Below are 14,052 nucleotides of genomic sequence, written 5' to 3'. Positions count from 1 at the left end.
GGTTCCCGGACGACCAGCGTTGTGCACGCGGCGGTGCTGGTCCAGGTTGCAGTTATCGACCGGAAAGCCTGGCAGAAGGTTCAGCGCCACCCCTGAATCAGGCTCGATGCGGGCCTTGCGGTCCTTGTCGCTATCCAGGAAGGCGGGCGTTGCACAGCTGGCCGAGGTCAACGGTCGAGGGGGATTTCCTGAGTCTAGGCGCCATGGCCGAAGCGACAAGAAAAACGCCACCTGGCGCTGAACACCGGTGGCGTTTTTTATTGGCTGCCCCCGAGGGGCGTGATGCTGCGCTGCTCGGTTACTTCGTTGCCTCCAGGGCACTGAGGAGCGCATGGGCGGCCTTGATCCGTTCCTCGTTGGGGTAGTTCTTGTTGGCCAGCAGGACAATGCCAATCTGTTGGCTCGGGACAAACAGCACGTAGGCGCCGAAGCCGCTGGTGGAACCGGTCTTGTTGTACAAGGCGTCGGCCTTGGGCGGTTGGGCCGGAGTCAGCCACTGCACCGGGTGCGGTTCGAGGGCCATTGGCGTCGAGTTGCCTGCCAGCAGCCGTGCCAGGGGCACCGGGTAGGCGTAGCGCTCCCAGCCCAGGCCCTGGGTCATGTCGCCGACCCGGTAATAGCCGCTCTGGGTGCTGGCGATGGCTTTTTGCAGGGTGTCGTCCAACGGCTGCGGTTGCAGGTTATCGGCAACGAACTGCAGCAGGTCCGGGGCACTGGTCTTGACCCCGTAGGCCTCGGCATCCAAGGGGCCGGGGCTGACCCGGATCGGCTTGTTCTGCTTGTCATAGCCCTGGGCGTAGTGGGCCTGCTGGTCCTTGGGCACCTGGAGGTAGCTGTGCTTGAGCCCCAGTTTGGGGAACAGGCTCTTTTCCAGCAGTTGAGCGTACGGTTGGCCCAGGCTGCGGGCAGCGAGGTAGCCGAACAGGCCGATGCTGGGGTTGGAATACAGACGCTGGGTGCCCGGGCTGAAGGTGGGCTTCCAGGTGTTGTAGTAATCCAGGGTCTTGTCCTCGCCCTGGACGTCGTCGGGGAACTGCAGCGGCAGGCCGCCGGCGCTGTAGGTGCCCAACTGCAATAGGCTGATGCCGTCGAAGGCGCTGCCGCGCAGGGCTGGCCAGTACTGGCTGGCGTGGTCCTCAAGGGCCAGCTTGCCGCTGGCCTGGGCGTAGCCGGCCAGGGTCGCGCTGAAGGTCTTGCTCACCGAACCCACTTCGAACAGGGTGTCGTTGTCCACCGGCTGTTGATTGTCCTTGGAGGCAATGCCGTAGTTAAAGTAATGTCGCTTGCCGTTGGCGATGATCGCGACCGCCATGCCGGGAATGCCCTGCTGGTGCATCAGCGGACGGATGGTGGCGTCCACGGTGGTTTTCAGACGGCTGTCCTGGGTGTTCTCGGCCAGGGCGTCGACGCTGCCCAGGAGCAGTACGCAGGCGCTGATGATGCCCAATCCGGTTAAGGTTCTTTGGCGCATGATGGTTTGTTTTCCATGGGTTCTGATTTTTTTGCCGCCTATTCCCAGCGGCTTTTCGGCCTTGGGGTTCTTTGCCGGAACCCCGGAGCGCAGTGCTCGCGAAGTCTTCCCGATAAGGGAGAGCGTGGTCAGCACTGCGCGAGCGAGGCCAATGTAGGCAGTCTGCGCAGGATCGGCAAACGACGATATTTCGCAGGAGCCATTAGAAAAACTAGGGAATGCCCATGCTCCGTCCACATCTGCCCTTGAACGCGCTGCGGGCTTTCGAAGCCTCGGCCCGTCATTTGAGTTTCACCCGCGCCGCCATCGAGCTCTGTGTGACCCAGGCGGCGGTCAGCCATCAGGTCAAGAGCCTGGAGGCCCAGCTCAACGTCACCCTGTTCAAGCGCTTGCCCCGGGGGCTGATGCTGACCAGCGAAGGGGAGACCCTGCTGCCGGTGCTGCGGGACTGCTTCGACCGCATCGCTCAGACCCTGGGACGCTTCGAGGGTGGGCACTACCGCGAAGTGCTGACGGTGGGGGCCGTAGGCACCTTTGCCGTGGGCTGGCTGTTGCCGCGCCTGGGGGATTTCCAGGCGCGCTATCCCTTTGTCGACCTGCGCCTGAGTACCAACAACAACCGTGTCGACGTGGCCGCCGAGGGCCTGGACTACGCGATCCGTTTTGGCACGGGAGCCTGGCACGGCATCGAGGCCCTGGAGCTGTTGCAGGCGCCGCTGTCGGTGTTGTGCATACCGCAGATTGCCCATCAGTTGCACAGCCCGGCGGACCTGTTGGGCCAGACCCTGTTGCGCTCCTACCGCACCGATGAATGGCCGCAATGGTTCCAGGAGGCGGGACTGGGCGGCGGCAGTCCCTTGCCCCAGAGCATTGTTTTCGACTCTTCCCTGGGCATGCTCGAAGCGGCGCTGCAAGGACTGGGGGTGGCCCTGGCGCCGCCGCTGATGTTCGAGCGACAGTTGGCCAGCGGGGCGGTGGTCCAGCCGTTCGAGATCGGCATTGTCACCGGCAGCTACTGGCTGACCCGTTTGCAGTCCCGGGCCGAAACCGCCGCCATGGGTGCGTTCAAGGGCTGGCTGCTGGAAACTGCTGGTGCCTAGGAGGGAGACGAGGATGTCGGTGTTCAAAGGCCAGGAGCAGGAGCATGACCCGGATGCGATCGCGCGGCCGGTCTGTGCTCTGCGCATTTCAAGCCAGGACAAGCGCTGGGAACGGCCGTGGCACAGCCACCGCAAGGCGCAGTTGCTGTTCCCCCTGTCCGGGGTACTCAGTTGCGAGAGCTCCGAGGGCCTGTGGCTGGCGCCGCCGCAGTGCGCGGTGTGGATTCCCAGCGCCATCGAACACCGGGTCCAGGGGCTGGAGAACGCTCAGGGCTACTGCCTGTTCGTCGAACCCGAGCATGCCCGATCTCTGCCGCTGGCCTGCTGCACCCTGGCAGTGTCGCCGCTGTTGCAGGAGCTGCTGCGGCGTTGTGCGCAATTGCCCGTTCTGTATGACCAGCAGGGCGCCGAAGGGCGGTTGATGGCCGTAGCCCTGGACGAGCTGGCTGCTGCGCCGCGGGAGCAGATCCACCTGCCCATGCCCCGGCATGAACAGCTGCGGCGCCTGGCCCAGCAGATTCTCGAACAGCCCGGGCAGCGCCACAGCCTGGAGCATTGGGCGGCGCTGATCGGCCTCAGCGAACGCAGCCTGAGCCGCCTGATCGTGGCCGAGACGGGCCTGAGCTTCGGTCGCTGGCAGCGCCAGTTGCACATCCTCTTGGGGCTCAAGCAATTGGGCCAGGGCGACGCGGTGGAGCGTGTGGCGCTGTCCCTGGGCTATGACAGTGCCAGCGCCTTTATCCGCATGTTCAAGAAAGCCGTCGGCCAGCCGCCCGGGCGTTTCTTTGCCGAACGCCGCCAAGCCCTGGAGAACGACCAACCCCTGTAGCTGCTGCCAAGCCTGCGAGGCAGCGCAAAGGCCCTGGGGAGATGTCGAGCACCCGCGCTCTCAAGATTGTCGCGGCCGTTGCGCGCTCGTGCGCAGCCTGCGGCAGCGGTGACACCTGACGCTGTAATCGCTTGGCTGGATTGGTCAATAACTTGTCAATCTCGACTGATGCGGACAGTTCTTTTCAAGAAGATGATAAGCATTCTTGTTTGTCAGCTCTCTTGAGGTGTTCCCATGTACTTCGATCATCAGCATTTCCCCCTGGTCTGGATGCGTCGCGCCGAGGGCGTCGAGCAGCCTGGAAACACTCCTTTCCAGCAATTGGAGGCACTAATGCAGCGCGGTCAGGCTTTTGTCCTGATGAGCGATGCCATGCCTGACCCCGCGCAGCGCAACAGTGTGCAGAGCAAGGAACGGCTCAAGCAGGGTTCGTTGTGGATGAAGCGCAACAAGGCGGCGATCCGCCGCTGGATCAAGGCAATGATCGTCATCGCCCCGGAGCCTGAGGCCCAGGCCGGGGTCGAGGCGTTTGCCGATACCTATGAAAAGTTCTGGGGTTACCCGCTGCTGCACAGTGCCTCGCAGCAGGCCGCCGCCGCTATGGCCCAGCAATTGCTGGTCACAGCCCGGGTCAACCAGCACAACTGGTAGGGCTTTGGCTTCAATGACGCAGGTGTTCGGGGATGTTCGCGGTGATCACCTTGCCCATGCTGATCCGTGGTTCAACCTGATACCCCAGGGCCTGGTAGAAACCCTGCACCGCGACGTTGCTGCTGAGGATCTGCAGGTTGATCTTCAGGCAACCGCGGGCCTGCAGGGCCTGTTCGCCATGGCGCACCAGCGCCCGGCCGGTGCCGAGCCGGCGCTGGTGCGGGTCTACCGCCAGAGAGTAGAGCCAGCCGCGGTGGCCGTCGTAGCCGGCCATCAGGGTGCCGATGACCTGTTCTTCGTCCAGGGCGACGAAGAACAGCCCGTCATCCACCGCGAGCTTGCGATCGATGGCCAGGTCAGGGGTGTTGTGGGCGGTGTCATAACCGAAGGCGCGGTTCCACAGATCGATCACGGGTTGGCGATGGTGGGCGTTGCTGTATTCGACGAGTTGGATCAAGGCGTGGGCTCGCTAAAAAGGGGGGCATAGGGGGGGCGGTGGCCGGGTTTCAGTCCTGGTGGCCGGGCCAGGTTTCGGTGGGAAAGTAGGCCTCCAGCCCCGGTTCCTTGTGATCCACACCGTCCCGGGTCCAGTAGCAGCTCAAGCGCGAGTAGTTGTCCAGATCGCCGCGCACCAGGCAGGTGGCGTCGTGCCCTGGCCAGCTGAAGCGCAGCACATCGGCCTCGGCCATGGTGGCCCGCTCCACCTTGCCGATGGCGGTGGTGGTCTTGCCGTCGATGGTCCTGACCAGGGTCAGGGCCTGGTTTTCAAAGCGGATCACCGCCGTGCCCGAGTAGGTCGGGCCGCCGTCCGGCTCCTTGCCGATCAGCATGAACTGGCCGGGCACCAGGCTGTAGTAGACATGGGGTTCGGCCGGGTCTGCGGCCTGCAGCCAGGCGCTCGCCAGCAGCGTGCCCAGGGCAAGGCCCAGGCGTAAGACATGGTTCATCGGGGCTCACTCCTGTCGAGACGAGTGGGCATGATTCCAGACTCGGGTGAGCAGATAAATACCCGCGGCAGGCGTTTAGCGGAGACTTGGCAGTCACCTGACCTGCTTAAGCCATCCACGGTCTGAGACGCTGCCCATGGCGCTTGCAGGAGAAAGCGCCATGGGCAGCCAGAGCGATCAATCGCCGCGATGGTAGGCCTGTTCGGCAGGTAGCAGAGGGATGGTCATCGACGCCGGCGCGTCGAGGCTGAAACTCTTGAGCTTGAAGGTCATGCTGTTGGCCTTGAACACCGTCGGGTAGTTCTGCTGGGTCCAGGTGTTCCAGCTGGCCACGCCCAGGGCCATTTGCAGCGAGTAGTCCAGGGAATTGAAGCCGGGAGTGAAGGGCTCGTTGGACTTGAGATTGCGGTAGAACGGCGCCACCGCTGCTTCATTGACCACACAGCCGGGCAAACGCTTGTAGGTTTCGTTGCTGTTGTCGGCGAGCTTGACCACTTCCAGGCAATTGTCCTTGGTTTTGGGATTGAAATCCGGTCCGGCTTTGCCCCGAGTATCCATGGCCCGGCTGTGGCAGCTCATGCAACCGGAAAGCGGACTGTCGACGGGGCCGTTCATGCGTCCCAGGTAGCCCATCTGGTCGTCTGGTGCACGGTTGGCGAACAACGCCTTGGCCTCGGGGTTGATCCAGCTTTCCTCCGGGCGCTTGCCTGTTCGGTAGTCAGCGTAAGTGAACCCCGGTGAGTTACCCCACTCCAGGCCCACGGGAATCAGGTTTTCCCAGTAGTTGGCGGAGCCCCGGGCTCCGTTGAATACGAAGGTGCCGAATACCCAGCCGCTGTGGGTGGCATCGGCCTGTTCCTTGACCGCAATATCCATCTGCAGCAGGCGTAGCTTTTTCAACTGACCGTTGTTGGTGATGTCCGCTTGCCATTCCAGGTTGTGGCCTTTGAGGTAGGGCGCTTCGTTATCGGTGGCATCGGTGAACAGCAGCTTGGCAGTGACCGTACCTACCGGGAATGAGGCGTTGGTAGTGGTCGGGCGCACCGAGCCTTTCCACACCTTGCCGAAGGTACTGCCGCCGAAATCGTTATAGAAACCCACCGCCCAGTTACTGGTGCGCCGGGTCTGGTTTGGTCCCAGTTCATGCAGGCGGCTGCCTCTTTCCATGGTCAGGCCATGTACGGGTTCGCGCTTGGCGTGCATCCAGGGCGCGTGGTACCAGCGACGCACGCTGTTCTTCTGCACTTCCCAGTCGACCCCGGTATTGCCTTCGATCACATAACTCAGGACCTCGGCCATGTACTTCTGTGGATCGGTCTTGTAGTTGGTGCCGCTCCAGGGAAAGTTCGGGACATGGGCCGGCGGGCTGGCGGGGTATTGATTGTTGATAGCGAAGCAGGGCGCGCCGGGGATGCAGGGCGCCCTGGCGGAGGTGTTGAATTGCTTGATGGCGGCCTGGTCATAGCCGTCGTCACCGGACAGCGCGTGAACGTTGATGCTGTAGGCGGTGGGTAGGACCATCACGATGGAAAGCAACAAGGATCTGGATGACATAGGACTCTCCTTGGCCATGAGTCATTACGATCAAGCTTGACTGCACAGGACTACTTGGGCGCGCTACTCCTGGCATTGGCAGCGATAGGTAGGGGGGAGCTAGGTGCCGATTGCGAACGTCCATGCACTCCAGAACAGTAGCTGAATAACCTACTTCGACTGGGGGTATTTTTACCCACTACCGACGGTGGCGCCGGTGTAGGAGCCGGCTTGCCGGCGAATCCCGAGAGCGGCGCAGGTTCTGGACGATGGGGCATGGCCGGCGGCCTCTTCGCCGGCAAGCCAGCGCCTACAGCAACCGGCGGCGAATCCCGGGTGCAACGCAGGGCGTGGCCGCTGGGTTGCTTGAGTGGCTCAGACCTTGAGCACCTTGCCGCTGGCGGCCACCGCCAGCAGCAGGACCGCGATCAGGCCGAAGGCCAGGCTCAGGCTGCTGCCATGGGCAATGAAGCCGATCACCGCCGGGCCGGCCAGGATGCCGGCATAGCCCAAGGTGGTGATGGCCGGGACGGCAATGCTCTCGGGCATGACGTTCTGCTTGCCCACGGCGGTGTACAGCACCGGCACGATGTTCGAGCAACCCGCGCCCACCAGGGCGTACCCCACCAGTGCCGCTTCCCAGGCCGGGGCCAGGGTGGCCAGCAGCAGGCCGGCCGCCGCCGTGCTGCCGCCGATGACGATCACCCGCCGTGCGCCCAGACGGTGGACGATGGCATCCCCGGTCAGGCGGCCCAGGGTCATGGTCAGGGCGAAAGCGGCGTATCCCAGGCCGGCGTAGGCGGCATCCAGGTCGCGTTCGGCGGTGAGAAATACCGCGCTCCAGTCCAGCACCGCGCCTTCGGCGAGGAACACCACGAAACACAGGCAGCCAATGAACAACACCACGCCATGGGGCACGGCAAAGGCCGGGCCCGAACTCTGGCTGCCGTAGGGCAGCATGTGCGGCGCGGCCTTGAGCAGGGCCACCAGCATCAGGGCGATCACCACCAGCGTCGCGCCCAGGGGCGACAGGCCCAGGCCCAGCAGGGCGCTAACCCCTGCGGCGCCGACAATCCCGCCGAGACTGAACAGCCCGTGGAAGCCCGACATCATGGTCTTGCCGCTGGCGCGCTCGACGATCACCGCTTGCAGGTTGACCGTGGAATCGACACCACCGAGCCCGGCACCGAACATGAACAGCGCCGCCATCAACAGCGGGATCGAGGTCAGGGTGGCCAGCAGCGGCAAGGCCAGGCAGATCAGCAGGGTGCCGCCGGCCATGACCCGGCGACAGCCGAAGCGCCCGGCCAGGGCTCCGGCGATCGGCATCGCCAGGATCGAGCCCACGCCCAGGCACAACAGCAGCAGGCCCAGGGTGCCTTCGTCGAGCCCGGCCCGGGCCTTGGCGTAGGGCACCAGCGGCGCCCAGGCGGCGATGCCGAAACCGGCGATGAAAAAGGCGATGCGCGTGGACATCTGTTCGAGGCGGCCGGGGGTGGCCTGGAAGTGGGTGTTGCTGGCAGTCATAAAAATCCTTGGCGATCAAACTCGCTGCCGGCCACCTGATGCCCCCATGGCGTGATGGCGGCCGGGTGGGGATTGTGACAAATCTAGCTCTCGAAGGTTGCAGTAATCGCCAGCGCGGCGTTTGCGCAGTGAGTTGCGGGTGAAATAAATTTGCACAGGTCGGCGGTTTGTTTCGCATACTCGCCGGCTTTGCACAAAAACGTTGCAGCGCGCGCCATCCATCCCCGGAGTTTCGCCCCCCCATGAATGCCAGTCTCGATGCCTACGACCTGAAGCTGCTCGCCGAGCTGCAACGCGATGCCAGTACCGCGCAGAGCGAACTGGGCCTGCGGGTCAACCTGTCCACGGCGGCGGTCAACCGGCGGCTCAAGCGCCTCTGCGATGAGGGGGTGATCGAGCGCTACAGTGCCATCGTCGCCCCGGATGCCCTGGGGCATGAGCTGAGCATCATCGTCGAGGTGGAAGTGGAGAGTGAGCGCATCGACCAGATCGATGCCCTCAAGCGCAATTTCCAGGCCTGTCCCCAGGTCCAGCAGTGCTACTACGTGGCCGGCGAATGCGATTTCGTGCTGATTTTCTGCGTGCGCAACATGGCCCAGTACACCCAGCTGACCCGCGAACTGTTCTTTGGCAATGACAACGTCAAGCGCTTCAAGACCCTGGTGGCGATGAACCGGGTCAAGGTCGGGCTCCAGGTGCCCACCGACGGTTGAGGTTCAAGGGGTCTGCAACGCCTCCACCAGGAAGTCGACGAACACCCGGACTTTCTGGGACAGGTGGCGCTGGCTGGGGTAGAGCGCGTAGATCTGGCGGCTGGGCAGGCGTTGTTCCGGTAACACTCGCAGCAGTTGGCCGCTGTCCAGGAGCGGTTGGGCGACAAAGCCGGGCAGGGCGCCGATGCCCAGGCCGGCCACCAGCATCTCGCTCAGCAGCAGGCTGTTGTCCACGGCAAAGTGCACCGGCAGTTCCAGTCGCGTCTGGCCTTCCGGGCCCTCCAGCTGCCAGCGTCCGGGATGCTCCGCCAACCGGTAGGCCAGGCAACGGTGGCGATGCAGGTCGGCAATGGCGCTGGGCGTGCCCTGGGCCTGGAGATAGGTCGGCGCGGCGCAGATCACCTGCTCAACCTGACCCAGGTGACGAGCGATCAAGGTCGAGTCCTCCAGTTGCCGGCGAATTCGCAGGGACACGTCGAAGCCTTCGCCCACCACGTCCAGCACCTGATCGTTGAGGGTCAGGTCCACCTGCAATTGCGGGTAGCGCTGCATAAAGGCCACCAGGATCGGCGACAGCACCTTGAGCCCAAAGGATAGGGGCGCATTGATCCGCAGGCGGCCTCCGGGTTCGCGGCTGCCAGCCTGGGTGGCGCGCTCCAGGGTGTCCAGCTCATCCAGCAGATGACAGCACTCATTGAAGTAGCTCTGTCCGGCTTCCGAGAGGCTCATGCGTCGGGTGGTGCGCAGGATCAGCAGACTGCCCAGGCGCTCTTCCAGTTGCCGCACCTGCTTGCTGACGGCGGCAGTGGATTGTCCGAGGTCGGCGGCGGCCTGGCTGAAGCTGGCCCGCTCCACCACCCGGCGAAAGGTGCGCATGGCCATCAGTACGTCCATATTGTTTCCTCAGGGTTGAATATCTATCCACGAATCGGCTGATTATCTCTGATTGATCTCTCAATACCATGAGCACTTCATTTCACAGGAGTGTTGTCATGGCCCATCGCGCAATGTCGAAGATCCTTCCCGGGGTGCTAGCCCTGGCCCTTTTCAGCGGTGGCTGCAATGCCGCCACTGCGGCCCGAGCCGAGGTGGGTATCAGCCCCTGGGGGGCCAAGGATGAGATCGGTCGCTTGAACCTGATCACCCCCGAGTCCCGGGCGGCGATCATGGCCCGGGTCAGCGGCGAGCAGGCCTACGACCTAGCAGTGGATTACTTTGTCGGCATGCCTAGTTGGCAGGCCGCTGGAGATCCGCCCTATCAGATGTGGATGACCCATACGCCCCACGGCAATGTGGTCGCCGATCCGATGCAGGTCGGCGAACCGATGAACCAGCACGTCAGCTACAGCGGTTCGGCGGTGTCGATGTACGCCCATATGGGCACCCATATCGACGCCCTCAACCACTTCGGCCTCAACGGTAAGATCTGGAACGGCTACCGCGCCGACCAGCACCTGGGGGACCGCGGCTGGAACGTCACCGGCGCGGAAAAACTGCCGCCGATCATTGCTCGCGGGGTGCTGATCGACGTCGCCGCGGCCAAGGGCCTGGAACAGCTGGCGGACAGCTACCGGGTCACCCGCGCCGACCTGCAACAGGCCCTGGCCAAACAGCAGGTCGCCCTGGAGAAGGGCGATGTGGTGCTGATCCGTACCGGGCGCATGCGCGACTACGACAATGCCCAGCGCTACATGGCCAACCCGCCGGGGCTGAGCCTGGATGCGGCGAAGTTCCTGGTGGAAGAGGGCGGGGCCATGGTGGTGGGGGCGGACAACCTCAGCTTTGAAACCTTCCCTTCCGAGGTCGAGGGCAATTACCTGCCGTTGCACACTTACCTGCTGGCGATGCAGGGCGCGCCGATCCTGGAGCTGGTGAATCTGGAAGGCTTGTCCCGGGACAAGGTCTATCAGTTCGCCTTTATCGGTGCCTCACTCAAACTGCGGGGTGCCGACGCGGCGCCGATCCGGCCTATGGCCTTGCCCATTCGCTAGCCTGGCGGATGGTTTTTCTTCAGCAGCGCGCGATGTCCACCCAGGTTGCTTAGTCCCCTCTGGTCGAGCCGCTGGATTGCCCGTAATGTCAGCGGCTCGGTTTTTTTCTGGAGGCAGGGTGATGGCGGCGTTCTACGATGCCCGGGGCAATATCTATGGCGTGGTGTCGCCCGAGGCGCTGCGCAGCCTGGGCATTGCCTTGCCCGACACGGCGGCGCAGGCGGCCCTGGACCGGCGCCGGTGGGCCGTGCAGGCCATTGCCGCGCTGTGTGACTGGGCGCCGGGTACCCGGCCGCCAGGGGCCAAGGCTCATCGCAGTGACGGTTTGTTGGTGGGGCCGTTTCAGGCCAGCGCGCCTTTCGATCTGCTGATCGTCAATACCGACGGTACCCTGGCGGAGCGCAGCGGCAATGGCCTGACGATTTTTTCCCAGGCCCTCACCGAACAGGGGCTGTTGGCGGCGGAGGGGGAGACGCTATTGCGGGTGCATCATGACCAGCCCGGTGGCGAGTCGCCGGTGATCACCGCGGTGGAGCCGGCGCAGGTGGCGGGGGTGCAGGGGTTCTGGCTGGATCTCGGGCAGCCGAGCTTCGGGCCTGAGGCGGTGGCTGCCATTGGGGTCGAAAGCGTGACCTTCAATGGCTGCCAACTGAGCCGGGTCGCGCCCTTGCAGGCGCTGAATCCACAGTGGCAGCACAGCCAGTTCGTGCGTATCGGCAATCCCCATTGTGTGAGCCTGGTTGATCACGCCGACGCTTTGCCGAGCAATCGGCAGATGCTCGAACCGCCGTTGTTGGAGGGCCTGACCCGTACCGCGTTCGCCCGGCCCTTCGGCAGCGGCGAGCCATGCTCGGCCGGGGTCAACCTGCAATGGGCCATGCGCGCAGGCGAAGGGCGCATCGCGGCCCGGGTCTTCGAGCGCGGCGAAGGTCCCACCGCGTCGTCCGGCACCAGTGCCAGCGCCGTGGCTTGCGCGGCCTGGCGGGTTGGCTGGGTCCAGGCCGGGCGGGTCGAAGTACTGATGCCGGGCGGCACTGCGCCGTTGATGTTGCAAGAGACCGACGGGGTGTTAACCCGGGTGAGCCTGTTCGGCACGGCGCTGGCACTGGCTGAGTGAGGACGTCGGAGTTGCGGTGGCAGAGTGCAAAACGGCTGGAGTTTCTATAGCGTGGCGGCAGTCGCGGCTCGTCTCTCGACACAGCCCACATTTACGTAAAGGACTCGACATGCAAAAAGGAACGCCCCGCCGAGCTTTGCTCAAAGGCACGGTTATGGCCCTGGGGGCTGCGGTCGCTGGCAGTCTTGGTGGTTGTCTGACCAGCAAGCTGTACGAAAGCCGAGCCAGCAATGAGGTCTATACGGAAACCGTCAGCCAGTTCTATCTCACGGCGGACGCGAAGAGCTTTGTCATCCTGGGCAAGAAGTACCACTACTTCGTGATGGTCGATCCGGAGTTGCTACAGGCCATCAAGTCGGGCCTGCATGGAAGAATGCAGGCCGAGTTTTCGCAGATCCTCGTCAATGCGTGGCAGAACCTGGAGGGTGAGCTGGTCCTGAGGATTCCCGGGCTGGACCAGCTTGACGCCCAGCAGATCGATGAAGCCAAGGCTTTGGGCTTCGTCGTGGCGACGTCGCAGAACGCCTTGTTGCACCGTTATGCCATTCGCGGCAGCCGCTTTGAGTCCAAGCGCGATATCAGCGTCTATCAGGCCAACGCGTTGAACAGCACCTACACCCTGAACTTCTCGGCGTACCGGGAGAAGAGCAAGGTTGGCCAGGTGCTGCTGACGCCGGTGACCCTCACCGCAGACGGCGTATTGACGATCCTCGCCCTGCCGCTGTTGCCGGTGGCGTTCATGGCGGCCCAGCCGTTTCGGGTCAAGTAAGCATCGCCACGGGTCAGTCGCCGGCCAGTTGCACCTGAGCCATCTGCCGCTGCATCAGCACCTTGCCGTGGCGGATCGAATACAGCGGCAGGCCCTGGCTGCGGATCATTTCGTAGTCGCTGTCGGCTGAGAGGATCAGCAGGTTCGCCGGTCGACCTTCTTCAAGGCCGTAACCCTCGCCCAGGGCCAGGGCCTTGGCGCTGTTGTCGGTGACCAGGTCCAGAGCGTTCTGCAGATTGCGGTAACCGAGCATGTGGCAGATGTGCAGGCCGGCTTCCAGCACTCGCAGGATGTTGCCGTTACCCAAGGGGTACCAGGGGTCGACAATCGAGTCCTGGCCAAAGCACACGTTCATTCCCGCTTCCAGCAACTCATTCACCCGCGTCACGCCACGGCGTTTCGGGAAGCTGTCAAAGCGCCCCTGCAGGTGAATGCTTTCGGTGGGGCAGGAGACAAAGCTGATGCCCGAGTGCCCCAGCAGGCGGAACAGCTTGGCGCAGTAGGCGTTGTCGTAGGAGCCCATGGCGGTGGTGTGGCTGGCGCTGACCCGTGAACCCATGTCGCGGCTGCGGGCTTCCTCGGCCAGCACTTCGAGAAAGCGCGAGTGCGGGTCGTCGGTTTCGTCGCAGTGCACGTCCACTAGGCAACCCGTGCGTTCGGCCAGGTCCATGAGGAATTTCACCGAGCTCACGCCCTGGTCCCGGGTGTATTCGAAGTGCGGAATACCGCCCACCACATCGGCGCCCAGGCGGATGGCTTCTTCCATCAGCTCGCGGCCGTTGCGAAACGATTCGATGCCCTCTTGAGGGAAGGCGACGATCTGCAGGTCGATCAGGTGCGCGCTTTGCTCGCGCACTTCGAGCATGGCCTTGAGGGCAGTGAGGTCCGGGTCGGTGACGTCGACGTGGGTGCGCACGTGCTGGATGCCGTGGGCCGCCAGGGCGCGGATAGTCTTGTGGGCGCGGGTGCGGGTGTCTTCGGCGGTGATGGTAGCCTTGCGCTCGCCCCAGCACTCGATGCCTTCGAACAGGGTGCCGCTCATGTTCCAGCGTGGCTCGCCGGCGGTGAGGGTGGCGTCCAGGTGAATGTGCGGCTCGACGAAGGGCGGCACCACCAGGTTGCCGCCGGCATCCAGGTGTTCGGGGCCGAAGGCCGGGACGGCGTCAGAGGTGTCGGCGCTTTGCAGGACAATGCGGGCGATGCGGCCGTTTTCCAGGTGCAGTTGGTGCAGGCCTTCACGGTGGCGCAGGCGGGCGTTGGTGATCAGCATCGGAGCAGTTCCTCGGGTCGGGCAATCAGTGGTTCAGCCGTCGGATCAGGGCAGGTCCTTGTCCCACGGTCGTTGGACTGCTCCCGACCAGGCGTTAACGCGCCGTGGGGCAGGGGGCAGGGTGTTGCGTGACC

At 64.0% G+C, this 14,052-nt stretch carries 14 protein-coding genes; 7 read left to right on the top strand and 7 right to left on the bottom strand.

What is annotated here, in order from left to right; translation table 11 throughout:
* Positions 1-298: 298 nt before the first annotated feature.
* On the bottom strand, positions 299-1,471 hold the full coding sequence (gene ampC, locus ACSSVC_RS25205) for a class C beta-lactamase (protein ID WP_346635193.1): 1,173 nt from the start codon (positions 1,469-1,471) through the stop codon (positions 299-301).
* A 224-nt stretch (positions 1,472-1,695) separates the two neighbouring features.
* Here ampC and ACSSVC_RS25200 point away from each other — a divergent pair, with 224 nt between their 5' ends.
* The 3 genes from ACSSVC_RS25200 to ACSSVC_RS25190 all read left to right on the top strand — a co-directional run bounded on the left by ACSSVC_RS25200 (position 1,696) and on the right by ACSSVC_RS25190 (position 4,051).
* Complete coding sequence (locus ACSSVC_RS25200) at positions 1,696-2,571, top strand: LysR family transcriptional regulator (protein WP_346635192.1); 876 nt, start codon at positions 1,696-1,698, stop codon at positions 2,569-2,571.
* Positions 2,572-2,584: 13 nt separating this feature from the next.
* On the top strand, positions 2,585-3,400 hold the full coding sequence (locus tag ACSSVC_RS25195; RefSeq protein WP_492611605.1) for an AraC family transcriptional regulator: 816 nt from the start codon (positions 2,585-2,587) through the stop codon (positions 3,398-3,400).
* Between the two features lie 234 nt (positions 3,401-3,634).
* The gene (locus ACSSVC_RS25190) at positions 3,635-4,051 is read left to right on the top strand and encodes a hypothetical protein (protein WP_123727826.1); all 417 of its coding nucleotides are present in this window, start codon (positions 3,635-3,637) and stop codon (positions 4,049-4,051) included.
* Between the two features lie 10 nt (positions 4,052-4,061).
* Here ACSSVC_RS25190 and ACSSVC_RS25185 read toward each other — a convergent pair whose 3' ends face one another.
* The 4 genes from ACSSVC_RS25185 to ACSSVC_RS25170 all read right to left on the bottom strand — a co-directional run bounded on the left by ACSSVC_RS25185 (position 4,062) and on the right by ACSSVC_RS25170 (position 8,058).
* Positions 4,062-4,508, bottom strand: a complete 447-nt coding sequence (locus ACSSVC_RS25185; RefSeq protein ID WP_404937345.1) for a GNAT family acetyltransferase — start codon at positions 4,506-4,508, stop codon at positions 4,062-4,064.
* Positions 4,509-4,557: 49 nt separating this feature from the next.
* A complete protein-coding gene (locus ACSSVC_RS25180) occupies positions 4,558-4,998 on the bottom strand; it encodes a hypothetical protein (RefSeq protein ID WP_346635189.1) in 441 nt (146 codons plus the stop codon).
* Positions 4,999-5,175: 177 nt separating this feature from the next.
* Complete coding sequence (locus tag ACSSVC_RS25175) at positions 5,176-6,552, bottom strand: hypothetical protein (RefSeq protein ID WP_404937344.1); 1,377 nt, start codon at positions 6,550-6,552, stop codon at positions 5,176-5,178.
* Positions 6,553-6,906: 354 nt separating this feature from the next.
* On the bottom strand, positions 6,907-8,058 hold the full coding sequence (locus ACSSVC_RS25170) for an MFS transporter (RefSeq protein ID WP_346635187.1): 1,152 nt from the start codon (positions 8,056-8,058) through the stop codon (positions 6,907-6,909).
* 242 nt (positions 8,059-8,300) lie between these two features.
* Here ACSSVC_RS25170 and ACSSVC_RS25165 point away from each other — a divergent pair, with 242 nt between their 5' ends.
* Entirely contained in the window at positions 8,301-8,771 is a 471-nt protein-coding gene (locus ACSSVC_RS25165; protein WP_346635186.1) for an Lrp/AsnC family transcriptional regulator, read from the top strand.
* Positions 8,772-8,774: 3 nt separating this feature from the next.
* Here ACSSVC_RS25165 and ACSSVC_RS25160 read toward each other — a convergent pair whose 3' ends face one another.
* Positions 8,775-9,665 (bottom strand): LysR family transcriptional regulator, encoded by an 891-nt coding sequence (locus tag ACSSVC_RS25160; RefSeq protein WP_404937343.1) that lies wholly within the window; start codon positions 9,663-9,665, stop codon positions 8,775-8,777.
* 98 nt (positions 9,666-9,763) lie between these two features.
* Between ACSSVC_RS25160 and ACSSVC_RS25155 the strand changes: the two genes are divergently transcribed.
* From ACSSVC_RS25155 to ACSSVC_RS25145, 3 genes are all read left to right on the top strand, one after another.
* Positions 9,764-10,762, top strand: a complete 999-nt coding sequence (locus ACSSVC_RS25155) for a cyclase family protein (RefSeq protein WP_346635184.1) — start codon at positions 9,764-9,766, stop codon at positions 10,760-10,762.
* 121 nt (positions 10,763-10,883) lie between these two features.
* Positions 10,884-11,879, top strand: a complete 996-nt coding sequence (locus tag ACSSVC_RS25150) for a diaminopimelate epimerase (RefSeq protein WP_492611604.1) — start codon at positions 10,884-10,886, stop codon at positions 11,877-11,879.
* Positions 11,880-11,988: 109 nt separating this feature from the next.
* The gene (locus ACSSVC_RS25145; RefSeq protein ID WP_404937341.1) at positions 11,989-12,648 is read left to right on the top strand and encodes a hypothetical protein; all 660 of its coding nucleotides are present in this window, start codon (positions 11,989-11,991) and stop codon (positions 12,646-12,648) included.
* A gap of 13 nt (positions 12,649-12,661) precedes the next feature.
* Here the strand turns inward: ACSSVC_RS25145 and codA are convergent, their stop codons facing one another.
* The gene (gene codA, locus ACSSVC_RS25140; protein WP_404937340.1) at positions 12,662-13,918 is read right to left on the bottom strand and encodes a cytosine deaminase; all 1,257 of its coding nucleotides are present in this window, start codon (positions 13,916-13,918) and stop codon (positions 12,662-12,664) included.
* Positions 13,919-14,052 lie beyond the last annotated feature (134 nt).

The sequence above is a fragment of the Pseudomonas sp. E1BtOHC1 genome, assembly GCF_058744285.1.
The sequence above is the reverse complement of the archived record's forward strand: the minus strand, read 5'-3'. Positions and strand labels throughout refer to the sequence as shown.